The sequence below is a fragment of the Umezawaea sp. genome, from assembly GCF_036375055.1.
Taxonomy (GTDB): Bacteria; Actinomycetota; Actinomycetes; order Mycobacteriales; family Pseudonocardiaceae; genus Umezawaea.
In genome coordinates this window covers 1-13533 of record NZ_DASUSQ010000135.1, presented here as the reverse complement: position 1 = coordinate 13533, position 13533 = coordinate 1, and the positions used below count along the sequence as shown (strand labels likewise).

General features: G+C 72.5%; 10 protein-coding genes. 3 read left to right on the top strand and 7 right to left on the bottom strand.

What is annotated here, in order from left to right; all coding sequences use genetic code 11:
- Positions 1-6: 6 nt before the first annotated feature.
- Entirely contained in the window at positions 7-954 is a 948-nt protein-coding gene (locus tag VFZ92_RS33520; RefSeq protein ID WP_330880406.1) for a hypothetical protein, read from the bottom strand.
- A gap of 277 nt (positions 955-1231) precedes the next feature.
- On the opposite strand from VFZ92_RS33520, the gene VFZ92_RS33515 reads away from it, so the two are divergent.
- Positions 1232-2137 carry a hypothetical protein gene (locus VFZ92_RS33515; protein WP_330880404.1) on the top strand — a complete coding sequence of 302 codons (906 nt, stop codon included), beginning with the start codon at positions 1232-1234 and terminating at the stop codon, positions 2135-2137.
- A gap of 18 nt (positions 2138-2155) precedes the next feature.
- Here VFZ92_RS33515 and VFZ92_RS33510 read toward each other — a convergent pair whose 3' ends face one another.
- From VFZ92_RS33510 to VFZ92_RS33500, 3 genes are read right to left on the bottom strand one after another with little or no spacing between them, the layout of a single operon-like run.
- Positions 2156-3358: a glycosyltransferase family 1 protein gene (locus tag VFZ92_RS33510; protein ID WP_330880402.1), complete on the bottom strand. Its 1203-nt coding sequence runs from the start codon at positions 3356-3358 to the stop codon at positions 2156-2158.
- Positions 3355-4785, bottom strand: a complete 1431-nt coding sequence (locus VFZ92_RS33505) for a lipopolysaccharide biosynthesis protein (RefSeq protein ID WP_330880400.1) — start codon at positions 4783-4785, stop codon at positions 3355-3357. The genes VFZ92_RS33510 and VFZ92_RS33505 overlap by 4 nt, the downstream gene beginning before the upstream one ends.
- Positions 4782-5879 carry a glycosyltransferase family 2 protein gene (locus tag VFZ92_RS33500; RefSeq protein ID WP_330880398.1) on the bottom strand — a complete coding sequence of 366 codons (1098 nt, stop codon included), beginning with the start codon at positions 5877-5879 and terminating at the stop codon, positions 4782-4784. The genes VFZ92_RS33505 and VFZ92_RS33500 overlap by 4 nt, the downstream gene beginning before the upstream one ends.
- A gap of 119 nt (positions 5880-5998) precedes the next feature.
- Between VFZ92_RS33500 and VFZ92_RS33495 the strand changes: the two genes are divergently transcribed.
- The gene (locus tag VFZ92_RS33495) at positions 5999-6844 is read left to right on the top strand and encodes a glycosyltransferase (RefSeq protein ID WP_330880396.1); all 846 of its coding nucleotides are present in this window, start codon (positions 5999-6001) and stop codon (positions 6842-6844) included.
- Between the two features lie 56 nt (positions 6845-6900).
- Here VFZ92_RS33495 and VFZ92_RS33490 read toward each other — a convergent pair whose 3' ends face one another.
- From VFZ92_RS33490 to VFZ92_RS33480, 3 genes are read right to left on the bottom strand one after another with little or no spacing between them, the layout of a single operon-like run.
- Positions 6901-8121, bottom strand: a complete 1221-nt coding sequence (locus tag VFZ92_RS33490) for an MFS transporter (protein WP_330880394.1) — start codon at positions 8119-8121, stop codon at positions 6901-6903.
- Between the two features lie 2 nt (positions 8122-8123).
- Positions 8124-9950 carry an asparagine synthase (glutamine-hydrolyzing) gene (asnB, locus tag VFZ92_RS33485; RefSeq protein WP_330880392.1) on the bottom strand — a complete coding sequence of 609 codons (1827 nt, stop codon included), beginning with the start codon at positions 9948-9950 and terminating at the stop codon, positions 8124-8126.
- The gene (locus tag VFZ92_RS33480) at positions 9938-11986 is read right to left on the bottom strand and encodes a glycosyltransferase (RefSeq protein WP_330880390.1); all 2049 of its coding nucleotides are present in this window, start codon (positions 11984-11986) and stop codon (positions 9938-9940) included. Before VFZ92_RS33480 ends, asnB begins: the two co-directional genes overlap by 13 nt.
- Before the next feature lie 171 nt (positions 11987-12157).
- On the opposite strand from VFZ92_RS33480, the gene VFZ92_RS33475 reads away from it, so the two are divergent.
- Positions 12158-13492, top strand: a complete 1335-nt coding sequence (locus tag VFZ92_RS33475) for a glycosyltransferase family 4 protein (RefSeq protein WP_330880388.1) — start codon at positions 12158-12160, stop codon at positions 13490-13492.
- The last annotated feature ends 41 nt before the right edge of the window (positions 13493-13533 follow it).

Here is a 13533-nt window from a genome sequence, read left to right as displayed (position 1 = left end):
ACCCGCTCACCTGGTGCGGGGGTCTTCACTGCTGGGCCACGTCGGATCCGCCTTCGGGGCGGAGATGAAGACGGTGGCCTGGTTGGCCAGGTGTTCGGGCTTGGGGGTGGTCACCCCGTTTCGCTGCTGGCGGACCGGCTGCTGGCGGGGAGCCTCGGGCTGCGGGCGCGCGGGAGGGCGGGTGTGGTCGTGCCCGTCCTGGGAGGCGGGCCGGACCGGGTGCCGGGGGGCGTCGGGCGCGTCCTGCGGTGCGTGGCGGGCCGGGGTGCGGGAGCTGTCGAGCGGGTCGGACCGGACGGGCCGGGGCGGGGTGTCCGCCGGGGGCCTCGGCCGGTGCGAGCCGGGCGGCACGTCCACGTCGTCCGGCTCGTCGCCGTCGCCGTCGACCTCCGCGGGCTCCGTGTCCTTGCGCCGCTTCGCCTTGTTCAGCACGCTGTCCGACCCGAAGGTGACCGCGATGGTCAGGAGCAGCAGGACGACGGCGGCGGCGCCGACGAAGCGCACCTTGCCGCCGATCTTCGCCTCGGCGGAGGTCGGCCGCACGAGCACCTGGGCGGTGATGAACGTCGGCTCGGGCGCGTTCAGCGTCCGCTGCCGGGCGTCCAGCTCGACGCTCGCCCGCTCCAGGACCTTGGTCACCAGTGCCTGGGCCTGGTCCGGCGAGTCGGCCTCGGCCGTCACGAAGAGCAGCGGTCCGCCCACGGGGCCGGTGTTCGCGGTGTAGGTGCTCGTCGACTTCTCGCCCGCGAGCTCGGTGCGGGTCATGGGGTCGCCCAGCACCTGGGTGAGGATCTGCGCGGTCGTGGTCAGGCTGCCGTCGAAGGCGAGCAGCGGGTTGACGCGCACGACGTCCTCGGGCTTCGTGTTGTCCGAGAACCGCCCACCCGACGACGGAGAGGTGAACACCATCGTCCCGGTGGACTCGTAGCGCGTCGGCACTGACGCGTAGGTCATGAACGCCAGGAGCGCGGAGACGAGCAGCGCTGGGACCGCTATGTACCAGCGTCTCCTCAGAACACGCGTGGTCTCCCAGAAATCCATCAAAATCCCCGATCTGGACCTGGCTCCGCAACCGCGGAGTATCGCTACCCAACAAATCGGCGCCGGTGCTCAATTGTTACAGGCCGTGATGGACATCGGCCGTCCGTGAGGCATCCTGGACGACATGAGACGCCTTGTTGTCCCCGTAGCGGCGATTCTACTGGTAGTTCTCGGGGGGACCGGGTACGTCGTGAGCCAGGTGCGGGCCAAGGACGACGCACCGTCGTCACCGTCGGCGGCGGCGACGCGGGAGGGAGACCTCCTCTTCGTCGACCTGCGCGACGGCCGCAACCGCGTCGAGAAGCTCAGCACGACCGATCCGGCGGGCCCGAGGGCCACCACCGAGCTGACCTGCCAGCGGGTCTACGCGGCGGGCGGGACGACCGTGTGCCTCGCCCTGGCCGGACCGGGTCCGAGCTACGCGGCCGAGGTCAGGGACGGCGCGGGGGCCGTCGTGCGCAGCGTCGCGCTGCCCGGCGTGCCCAGCCGCGCGAAGGTGTCGGCGTCCGGCCAGGTGGTCACGTGGACCAGTTTCGTGAAGGGCGACTCCTACGCCGTGCCCGGCGGCTTCTCGACCCGCACGGGCTTCCTGAACCTGCGCACGGGCGAGGTCGTGGAGTCGATCGAGCACTTCGAGGCGACCGTCGACGGCGTGGTGCACCAGGCGCAGGACGTGAACTACTGGGGCCTCACGGTGGCCTCCGACGACCGCACGTTCTACGCCACGCTGGGGTCGGGCGGCTACACGTGGCTGGTGCGCGGCGACCTGGAGACGAAGAAGCTCACGTCGCTGCGTCGTGACGCTGAGTGTCCGTCCCTGTCGCCCGACGGGACCAAGGTGGCCTACAAGAAGCGCATCGGCAGGCTCGGTCCGTGGGACCTGGCGGTCCTCGACATCGCGAGCGGGCGGGAGACCAGGCTCCCCGGCACGGCGGGCGTCGACGACCAGGCGACGTGGCTCGGCGGCGACCGGCTGGCGTTCGCCGCCGTGCCCAGGGACGCGAAGGCCCCCGCGGTCCACGTGGTCGCGGCCGACGGCTCGGCCCCGGCGACCGTGCTGGTGGCGGACGCGACCTCACCGTCCCCGACGACCTGAGGCGGGGGTCGCCCCGCCTCAGGCGGACAGCTCGCGCCGGAGGACCTTCTCCAGCTCGTGCCCGGCCGCGTCCCAGGAACGGCCCGCCACGCTCGCCGAGGCGGCCGCGGCGAGCGCGGGGAAGCCGGGGGTCGTCACGACGTCCGAGAGGGCGCGAGCGAGCTCGTGGGGGGTCGCCGCGGCGTACCGCACGTGCTCGTTGTCGAGCACCACGCGGTTGTGCGCGGCCTCGTTGACCACCGGGACGCAGCCCGCGGCGAGCATCTCGTGCGGTACGAGCGACACGTTGGTCATGGACAGGCTCAGCCCGGCGAAGCAGCGGTTGTAGATCCGGTTCAGCTCGTCGGGGCTCACCAGCCCGTGGTCGACGAACCGGGGACCGAGGTCGCCGACCTCCTCGCCGTAGACGTGGATCCACAGCTCGGGGTGCCGCTCGGAGAACAGCTCCAGCGCCAGCGCGCCCAGCTCGTAGGCCCGCCTCGGCGCCTTCCTCCTGGCGTAGAACACGATCCCGTCGCGGACCGCGCCCTCGTCCAGCCGGTAGCGGTCGGCGTCGCAGCCGAAGTCGAACCAGTCGGCGGCCATGCCGTCCTCGTCGCGCAGCTTCTCGGCGAGGAACCGGCCCGCGGTGAACCCGTGGAAGCCCATCCGGTAGGTGTTCGCGGCCAGTGTGGACAGTCCGCCCACGGGGAAGAACCACGGCTCGTAGTCCTGCACGAGGTAGAAGCGCTTGCCCGCGCACGGGTCGTTGAACACCGGGTAGGCCGTCATCCACGCGGTGGCGAACACGGCGTGCGCGTCGGCCATGCCGTCGGTGACGTCGTGGACGGTCCCGCGGAACGCCGGGAACGCCGCCCGCACCGAGGGTTCGAGGTCGACCGCCCGGTTCCCGAACGTGTCGTACAGGTAGAGCCTGCACGTGTGCCCGAGCGACTCCAGGTGCGTGATGAGCCGGAACATCGTGGTGTGCCCGCCCGACCCGTGGGCGGGCGGCGTGGTCACCCAGTTGACCGTCAGCCTGCCGTCGGCCGGGACCGGCGGGACCACGACGGGCTTCACCGCGCCGAGGTCGGCGGCCCGCACGTCCCGCTCGCGCACCGGCAGCGCCTCGGCGCCGGGGCCGAGCCGCTTGGCCGCCGCGGTCAGCGCGCGGGAGCCGAGGCCCCGCACACCCTGGTCCCTGACGATCCTCGACACCTGCCGCAGACGCCGCTGGATCACGGGGCCGCCCTCCTCAGAACGCCCAGCGCCTCGTGGCGCAGCGGGTACACGACGGCGGTGTAGGCCGCCAGGGACAGGACTCCGCCGACGAGCAGCTGCCACACGTTGCCGGGCACCACGAACGTCACCGCCTGCGCGACCGCGATCATCAGCACCCCGCCGAGCACCGGCCTCGCGAGCGTGGCGCCGAGCGCGCGCGCCTTCACGCCGTAGGGCCGGAACGCCACCAGGTAGGCGGGCACGATCACCAGCACGGCCACCACGACGTGGGCCGCGGCCACACCCCGGATGCCGTCCAGGTGCGCGCCGACCAGCAGCAGCGGCACCAGCGCGCCCAGCCACACGACGTGGATCACCAGGATCGCCCGCGAGCGGCCCGCGCTGGCGAGGAAGTCGTAGCCCAGCTCCAGCGCCACCCGGACCGCGCCCAGCAGCACCAGCATCGCCAGCGCCGTCGCCGCGGGCGCCCACCGCTCGCCGTAGACCACGCGGATGAGCGGGTCGGCGAGCGCGGCCAGCAGCACGCAGGCGGGCACGGTGAACAGCGCCAGCAGGCCGAGCGCTCGGCCGAACGTCCGCTGGAACTGCTCGGGATTGTCCCTGACCTGCGAGAACGCGGCGAGGGACACGCTGCGGACCGGTGCGGAGAAGGCACCGACCGGCCAGCTGGAGAGGTTGAACGCGAGCAGGTAGTAGCCGAGCGGGACGGTGCCGAGCACCGAGCCCACCACGATGTAGTCGACGTTCATCACGCCGAACACCAGCAGGCTGGACCCGGCGAGCGGGAGGCCGAACGCCAGCAGCGACCGGGCCTGCGCGCGGTCGAAACCGGGCCGGTAGCGCTCCTTGGTGAGCGCGAACATGACCACCGCTGCGGCCACGTTCGTCGCGAGCCGCGACCACGCCAGGCTCCACGCGCCGAAGCCCAGCAGGGCGAGCACGACCACCACGGCCGTGCCGACGACGAAGCCCGTCGTGTCGGCGGCGAACTTGTGGTCCTGCCGGAAGTCGCGCTGGAGCATCGCGCCCGGCACGGCCGACGCGCCCGCGACGACGAGCGCCAGCGACATCAGCTGGATCACGCCGGTGGCCTCGGGGGCGCCCATGGCGTTCGAGAACCACGGGGCGCCCACCACGCAGATGACGGCGAGCAGCGTGCCGGAGGCGATCGACAGCGTGGTCACCGTCGGCGCCATCTCGTCGATCGGGCCCCTGGTGCGCACCAGCGCCGCGCTCACGCCCATCTCGCTGACGCTCAGCACGATGTTCAGCACCACGAGGGCGACGGCGAAGACGCCGAACTGCTCGGGGGCGATGAGGCGGGCGAGCAGGACGCCGACACCGACCTGGCTGACGCGCTGGAGGACGCTGTTGACCGCGCTCCACCGGATCGCCGACCCGACCTTGCGTTCGAGCTGCGACGTCATTGACCGCGCCACTTCCAGAGCTGGTGGGACAGCCACAGGCGCCCGCGCTTGACGGCGTGCGGTGCGAGGAAGACCTGGGTCCGGTTGCAGAGGCGGGCGCCGAGGCGCTTGCGGCGGCGCAGCGCGCGGTACTCGGGCAGCTCCTCCGCGTCCGGGTAGGTCGCCAGCGCGAAGGCCGCCAGCTCGTCGGCGGGCACCTCGTCGAGCTGGTCGCGGTCGTGGGCGCGCACGGCGCGCCACAGCGCGTCCTTCGCGATGGCCTTGTGCGCCAGGCTCCGCAGGCGTTCGGCGCCCGGCAGCTCGGGGTGCTCGTCGACGACGCGGTCGAACACGTCGCGGCGCTGCTCCAGGTCCGCGAAGACCGACGAGAACGTCGTGCGCATCATGCTCTGGGCGTGCACGCGGTAGTACGCCGCCTGCCTGCCGCGGACGTAGCCGATGTCCGACACGGCCGCGATCCGCAGCCACATCTCCAGGTCGCCCGCGTGCGGCAGGTCGGGGCGGTAGCCGCCGACCCGCTGCTGCACCGACGTCCGGACGACGACCTCCGGCGAGGAGATGACGTTGCGGCTGCTGCGGAAGCGCCGCTCGATCCAGTCGTGCCCGGCCCACGTGCTCGTGCCCAGCGGCAGGGTGGTGACCTTCGGCAGGGCGTCGTGGTCGGAGTAGTAGACGACGCGGCCGTAGACCATGCCGACCCGCGGGTGGCGCTCGAAGACCTCAGCCGCGCGCGCCAGGGCGCCGGGGGCGAGCAGGTCGTCGGCCGAGAGCAGCACGGTGTAGTCGGCGCTCGCCCACTCCAGCAGGCCCTCGTTGTAGGTCGCGATGTGGCCCTTGTTCACCTCGTGCCTGCGTCCCGCCACCCTGGGGTCGGCGGCCACCAGTTCGGCCACCACCTCGGGGGTGTTGTCCGACGAGGTGTCGTCGATCACGAGCACGCGGACGTCCACGCCCGGCTGGTCCAGCACGCTCCGGACGCACGCGGGCAGGAAGTGCGCGTAGTTGTAGCAAGGGATGACGACGTCGACCGTCGGCAGCCTGCCCGCTCGTCGGGGGCTCGGTCGGCTCAACTGGTCCGCGGGGTGCGTTGGCACGTGCCCGGTCCTCCTCGCTGGTGGTCTCCTCCTACACATCGTGCGCGCGGGCGCTTTGTTAACCGCGGAACGATTCGCCGTCCACGACCGATGTAGGGGACAACGGGAATGGGGTGTTGATGGACCACGTCGTCCTGACGCGATTCAACCTGCCGTCCAAGGGCGCGGAGAGCTACATCCGTGCGAAGGACGGTTGGCTGGCCGAGCGCGTCGAGCTCTTCGAGACCTACTGCCTGCCCTCGGTGCTGGCGCAGACCGACCGCCGGACGAAGTGGATGATCTACTTCGACCCGGAGAGCCCGCAGTGGCTGCTCGACCGGATCGCGGGCCACGGCGACGCGTACACGCCGGTCTTCCGCGCCGAGGTCAGCCGGGAGGAGCTGCGCGCCGACGTGGCCGCGTTGTTCGACGTCAAGGGCACCGAGCTGGTCACGACGAACCTCGACAACGACGACGGTCTGGCCCACGACTTCGTGGAGCGTCTGTGCTCCGCGCCCGGTCGCGGTCAGCGGGCCGCCTACTACCTCGTCAACGGGCTGGTCAAGAGCCCCACCGGTCTGTACGGCCACCGCGACCCGCACAACGCGTTCGTGTCGGTGCGGGAGAGCTGGACCGAGCCGATCACCTGCTGGGGCCACTGGCACAACAGGATGCACGAGCACATGCCGGTCCTCGAACTCGGCGGCGAGCCCGGCTGGCTCCAGGTCGTGCACGGCGGCAACGTGAGCAACCGCACACGCGGGCGCCTCGTCTCGCCCGCGCGGTACCGGAAGTCGTTCGGCACCGCGCTGGACGACGTGCCGGAGCCGGACGGCCGGTCGCTGGTCAAGGACCGGGTCGTCGGGCGGCCCGTGCGGGTCGTGCGCGATTCGGGGCGGGTGCTGGTGAAGAACGCCGCGCTGAGGGTGCTGGGCAAGTCCGGCTTCGAGCGGGCCAAGCAGCTGCTGGCCGCGCGGACGGGCTGATCGGGCCTCGGGGTGGGGAACGCCCGCCGGGTTCCCCACCCCGTTCCGCCGCGGACTCAGCCGCGGGAGCGGTCGAGCTGCCAGGCGATCAGCAGCGTGGACGTGAGCGCCGCGAACGCCGTGCCGACGGCGAGGCCGAAGGTCGCGAACTGGAGCAGGAACCCGAAGGCGACGGACGCCACGAGGCGGGTGAGCGCCTGTCCGGTTTGGACGACCGCGAGACCCGACGCCCGCAGGGTTTCCGGGGCCAGCGCGCTGACCCTGGCTGACAGCACGCCGTCGGTGCAGCCGTAGAACAGCCCGTGCAGCGCCAGGGCGAGCACCGCGACGGGGTACCCGGACGCGGGGGTGAACAGCAGCGCGTACACGCCCAGCAGCAGCACGTGCCCGATGAGGAACATCCGCCAGCGGCCGACGCGGTCGGCGAGCCGTCCCAGCGGCGCCGCGGTGAGCAGGAACACCAGCGCGGTCGCGAGCGGGAGCAGCGGCAGCAGCCCCAGCGGGATGCCGGTCGCCCGCTGCACCAGGATGTAGACGAACGCGTCGGACATCGTGGCGAGGCCGAGCGCGGCGGACGCGACGGCCGTCCGGCGGAACGCGGGTTCGCGCAGCAGCGCCAGCCCGGCGCGCAGGGACGGCGGGGGGCCGGTGGCGGCCTTGTCGGCAGGCCGTTCCCGCACGAACCAGACGAGCACGATCAGGCCCAGCAGCGCGAAGCAGGCGCTGACGACGAACACCGGGCCCGGCACGATGCCGATCTGCGTCAGCAGCAGGAACGTGACCAGCGGGCCCATCAGCGCGCCGAAGGTGTCCATGCTGCGGTGCACGCCGAACGCCGTGCCGAGCTGGTCCGCGGGGGTGCTGAGGGAGATCAGCGCGTCCCGCGGCGCGGTGCGCAGGCCCTTGCCCGCGCGGTCGGCCGCGAGCAGCGCGCCGATGCCGAACGCGGAACCGCCGACGACGGGGAAGAACAGCTTCGTGACCGCGGACAGCCCGTAGCCCGCCGCCGCGACGGCCTTGGGCCGCCTCAGGCGGTCCGACGCGTGGCCGCCGACCAGCCGCAGGACGGCGGTGGCCCCGGTGTACAGCCCGTCGAGGATGCCGAACTGCGCGTACCCCATCTGGAGGCTGAACAGCAGGTACACCGGCATGAACGCGGTGATCATCTCGGACGAGACGTCCGTGAGCAGGCTCACGGTGCCGAGCGCGAACACGGTGCTGGGCAGGCGCTTGCCCAGCTCGGTCTTGCCCGTGGGACGGCTGGACGCGACGTACACGGCTAGCGCCCCGCCATCTCGCGGTGCCACACCTCTAGGGACAGCAGCGTCCAGATCCTCGGCTGCTCGTTGCGGGCGCCGCTGGCGTGCCCGGCGAGCAGCGCGGCGACGGCCGCCCGGTCCAGGGCACCGCCGACGAACGACGAGGGACCGGTCAGCAGGTCGAACGCCATGTCCTTCAGGCCGTCGCGGAACCAGGCGTCCAGCGGCACCTTGAAGCCGGACTTGGGGCGGTCGACGACGTCGGCGGGCAGGTGCTCGCGCGCGACCTCCTTGACGACCCACTTGGTCGTGCCGCCGCGCACCTTCACGTCGCTGGGCAGGCTGAACGCCAGCTCGGCCACGCGGTGGTCCAGGAACGGCGGCCGCAGCTCCAGCGAGGCGGCCATCGACATGCGGTCGCCGCGCTCCAGGAGGTTGTCGGCGAGCCAGGTGTGCGAGTCGGCGTAGAGCATCCGGGTCAGCGCGTCCCCGCCGCCGTCCTCGTAGGGCCCGAGGACCGACCGGGTGGCGGGGCCGCCGAGCAGCGCGTCGCGCTCGGCCGTGGTGAACGGCGCGAACCAGCCGCGCATCCGCTCGGCGTAGCTCGGTTCGCCCAGCGCGCGCACGGCGACGCCGAGGCGGGCCCTGCTCGCGGGCAGCGCCCCCTCGATCCGGCGCAGGGCGGCACCGGGCAGCACACCGGCCAGCTTGGTCGCGCGCGCGAAGCGGTACTTGGGGTAGCCGCCGAACAGCTCGTCGCTGCCCTCACCGGACAGCACGACCTTCACGTCGCGGCGGGCGAGTTCGGCGAGGCGGAACACGGCCACGTCGGCGGGCTCGGACAGCGGGGCGTCGCGGTGCCAGCTCAGCTTCGCCCAGCTGTCGCGGAAGTCGTCCGCCGTCACCACGACCTCGTGGTGCTCGCTGCCGACGATCCCGGCCACCTTGCGGGCCCACGCCGTCTCGTCCACGCGCTCGTCGCCGAACCCGGCGGAGAACGTGTGCAGGCCCGCGCCGTCGCGCTCGCGGGCGACGAGGGCGGTGATGAGGCTGCTGTCGACGCCGCCGGAGAGGTAGGCGCCCACGGGCACGTCGGCGATGAGCGCGTCGCGCACCGACGCCGTGAGGGCGTCGTCCACCAGCCGCACGGCCTCCTCGGGCGAGACCTGCCGGACGTCGGGCTCCCTGGGCAGCTCCCAGTACGGCTCGGTGCGGATCGCGCCGTCCGCGGTGACCACGAGGTGGTGGCCCTGCGGCACCTTCCGCACGCCCTCGACCAGCGTGTACGGCGCGGGCACCGAGCGGTGCGCCAGGTAGTCGTGCAGGCTCTCGCCGTCGACCCGGTGCGCCCCGATCACCGGGAACAGCGCCTTGATCTCGGAGGCGAACGCGAACACGTCGGCGGTCGCGTAGTAGTACAGCGGCAGGATGCCGAGCCGGTCGCGCACCAGGTGCGTCTCGCCGGTCGCCGAGTCGTGCAGCGCGTAGGCGAACTGGCCGCGCAGCCTCGTGGCGCCGCGCACGCCGTACCGCTCGTAGAGCGCCAGCAGGACCTCGGTGTCGCCCTTGGTGCGGAACGGGTACGCGAGTTCCGAGCGCAGCTCCCGGTAGTTCAGGACCTCGCCGTTGAACGTGATGTGCGTGCGACCGCTCGCGCCCTCCATCGGCTGCGGCGACCCGGCCAGGTCGATGATCGACAGCCGGGTGTGCGCGAAGCCGACCGAGCCCTCGGACCAGAAGCCGCTGTCGTCGGGACCGCGGTGGTGCAGCCGCTTCGCCATCTCCGCGAGCAGCCCGGCGTCGACCGGCTCCCCGTCGAAGCGGCGGATGCCCGCTACTCCGCACACGGTGTGCTCCCCGCGGCGGTGTGCGTGCCCTCGGCCAGCGCCATCAGCTCCAGCGCGCGGGAGTCCCACGACGCCGTGAGGACGGCCTCGCGCCGCTCCCGCGGGGTCTTCGGACCGCCGTCGGAGAGGGTCTGGCGGACCAGGTCGACGAAGGCCGTGTGGTCCGGCGCGATCCGGACGACGTCGGCGTACCGGGCCACCTCGGGGAAGTCCGTGCTGACCACGGCGAGCCCGAGCGCCAGGTACTCCTTCATCTTGATGGGGTTCGCGTGCTTGATCCAGTCGTTGTCGAGCCACGGCATCAGGGCGACGTCGAAGCCGGAGCCGTACGCGGGGATCTGCGCGTAGGAGCGGAAGTCGAGCCAGTGCACGTTCCGGTACTTGTCGTACCGCTCCATCGAGCAGGTCGCGTCGCCGATCATCACCAGCGAGGCCTCGGGGAACTCGACCGCGATGCGCTCCAGCAGGTCGAAGTCGACCAGGTAGTCGTCGAGGCTGCCGAAGAACCCGATGCGCGGGCCGGGGATCGACGCGAGGTCGGCGGGCAGCTCGTCCGTGCGGCGGAAGTGGTCCACGTCGACGCCGTGGTCGAGGAAGTGCGCGCGGTCGCCGGTGAGGCCGCGCTCCTCCTCCTGGAGGGCGCGGCTGACGTAGAGGACCCGGTCCGAACGGGACAGCAGCTGGTCCTCCAGCGCGCGGATGGTCGACTGGTCCGACTCGGGGAACGCCGAGTGCCGGTCGGAGCGGTTGAACAGCAGCGTGCGCCGCTTCATCGGCTCGACGACGTCCCACGCGGTCGGGATGGTCGCGACGACGGCGGGCGTGCCCATCCGCAGCGCGAGGCACACGGCCCGCACCTGGGCGCGCACCAGCACGGAGTTCAGCTTGCGCAGCCACGGCTTGCCGTAGAACGGCAGCGGCAGCGGCGTCATGACGTGGAAGCCGGGGGTGTCGGGCAGCGGGCGGCGCACGAGCTTCGCGACGCTGCGGGCCTTGCGCAGGATGCGGCGCGCGAACTGGGTGCTGCGGCCCGGCAGCGGCATCCGCAGGCCGATGCTGTTCACCAGGAGGACCTTGCGGTGCTCGGCCACCCGGCGCAGCAGCTGGAAGTCGGAGTGCGCCTGGTTGTGGTACCACCAGTCCTGCGCGGAGAAGCAGAGGTAGCTCGGCCCCCGCTCCGCGGTCGTCGCACTCGGCGTCTCGGCGGGCCATTCCGTCATCGTGAGCAGTCCTCGCAGTGCCGTGCGGTGCCGCGGGTCCCGCGAGCGGAGTCCTTCGTTCAGCGCCACGGCCAGCCACATGAGGGCCGCGGCGGCGCGCCCGTGCCGCTCGCGGTGCACCCGCACCCGGTTGGCCGTGAGGATCGACCACAGCCTCGGCGACGTCCGCACCTCGCCGCCGATGTGCTCGACCACGGCCCGCGGCTCGTAGCGCACGGGGAAGCCCGCCCCACCCGCGCGGAGCATGTACTCGGTCTCCTCGGAGTACAGGAAGTACCGCTCGTCCAGCGGGCCCAGCGCGTCGAGGACCTTCCGGGTGACCAGCCAGGCGGCGCCCGTGGCCCAGTCGACGACGTGCGGGTGCTCGTACTCCCGCGCGGCGACGACGGTCTCGCCCAGCGCCGGGAACCGGCCGGCCCGACCGCCGCCGAGCAGCGCCTCGCCGAGCGCGCGCAGCACCGTCGGCTCGCGGCGCAGCGAGTGGTGCGGCGCGCCGTCCGGTCCCACCAGGCGGGGGACCGCGATGGCGGCGCCGGTCGCGCGCAGCGCCTCCACGGCTCCGGGGCGCAGGCGGATGTCGGCGTTGAGCACGAGCACGTCGTGGCCCTCGGCCGCGGCGACGCCCAGGTTCACGCCCGCGGCGAAGCCCGCGTTGACCGGGTTGCGCACGACCACGGCGGTCGGCGACACCTCCTCGACCACCGCGAGGGTGCGGTCGGTGGAGGCGTTGTCCACCACGACCACGCGGACGTCGTCCGGGAGCGAGGCCAGGCAACCACCGATCACCTTCTCGCTCTGGTAAGTGACGATGACCACCGCGACAGGTGACCGATCCACCGCATCTCCTAGCCGAAGTCCTGAACGGGGCACGTATCCGCTACATCGAGCCCGCCGGGATCTCCGTTACGACGGCGGGGGAGGTGTAACCGATCCGACTCCCGGAACGAGAACACAACGTCAGGGCAGTCAGCGAGGAAGAGGATCCGGGTGTCGCATTCGCCGCACGTGTTGATCATCGTGCAGAACCTGCCGGTCCCGTTGGACCGGAGGGTGTGGCTGGAGTGCCGGGCGCTCGTCGCGGCCGGCTACCAGGTGTCGGTGATCTGTCCGAAGGGGCCTGGTGATCCCGCCTACCAGGAACTCGACGGTGTGCACCTGCACAAGTACGCACCGCCACCGCAGGCCGACGGCGCGGCGGGCTACGCGTGGGAGTTCCTGTACTGCTGGGTGCGCACGGCGTTGCTCAGCGTGAAGGTCCGCCGCCGTCAGCGCTTCCACGTCGTGCAGGCGTGCAACCCGCCGGACACCTACTGGGCGCTCGCCCTGCTGTGGCGGCTCGGCGGTGTCGGGTTCGTGTTCGACCACCACGACCTCAACCCCGAGGTCTTCCTGTCCCGCTTCGGCGAGCCGACCGGGATCGCGGGCAAGGCGCAGCTGCGGATCCTGCGCTGGCTGGAGCGCCGCACGTTCCGCACGGCCCAGCGGGTGATCTCCACGAACACCTCCTACCAGCGCATCGCCTGGGAACGCGGCGACGTGCCGGAGGAGCGCACGACGGTGGTCCGTTCGGGCCCCGACACCACGGTCATGCGGCCGGTCGAGGGTGATCCGGCGCTGCTCCGCGGCGGCAAGCACCTCGTGGCCTACCTCGGCATCATGGGTCCGCAGGACGGGGTCGACGGCGTCCTGGAGATCGCGAAGCGGGTCGTGCTCGACAAGGGCCGGACGGACGTCAGGTTCGCGCTGCTCGGCTTCGGCGACTGCCTGGAGGACCTGAAGGGGCGTTGCACGGCCATGGGGCTCGACGACCACGTCGAGTTCACCGGGCGGGTCGGGCCGGAGCAGATCACCCGCTACCTGTCGACCGCGTCCGCGGGCCTCGGGCCGGACCCGCTGAACCCGCTGAACGACGTGTCCACGATGAACAAGACGATGGAGTACATGGCCTACGCCGTGCCCGTGGTCGCCTACCGGCTCACCGAGACGGTCGTGTCGGCCGCGGACTGCGCCGTCTACGTGGAGCCCGGCGACGTCGACGGGTTCGCCGACGCGCTGGTCGAGCTGCTCGACGACCCGGAGCGGCGGGCGGCCCTCGGCGTCGCCGGTCGGCGCCGGTGCGAGCGGGAGCTGGACTGGCGGCCCCAGGCCGAGAACTACGTCGGCGTGTACGACGAGCTGCTCGGGTTCCCGTCGAAGGGCCCGTTCCCCGAGGGCCCTCCCGTGCTGGACGGCGACCTCGTCGACCGGTGGGGCAACCGGCTGGTCGACCTGCGCGACGAGGCCGCGCTGCGCGCGTTCGCGGCGGACCGGGCGGTGCGCTGACGACCCCGCTCGCGCGACGGGCCCGCACCCGGCGCCGGGTG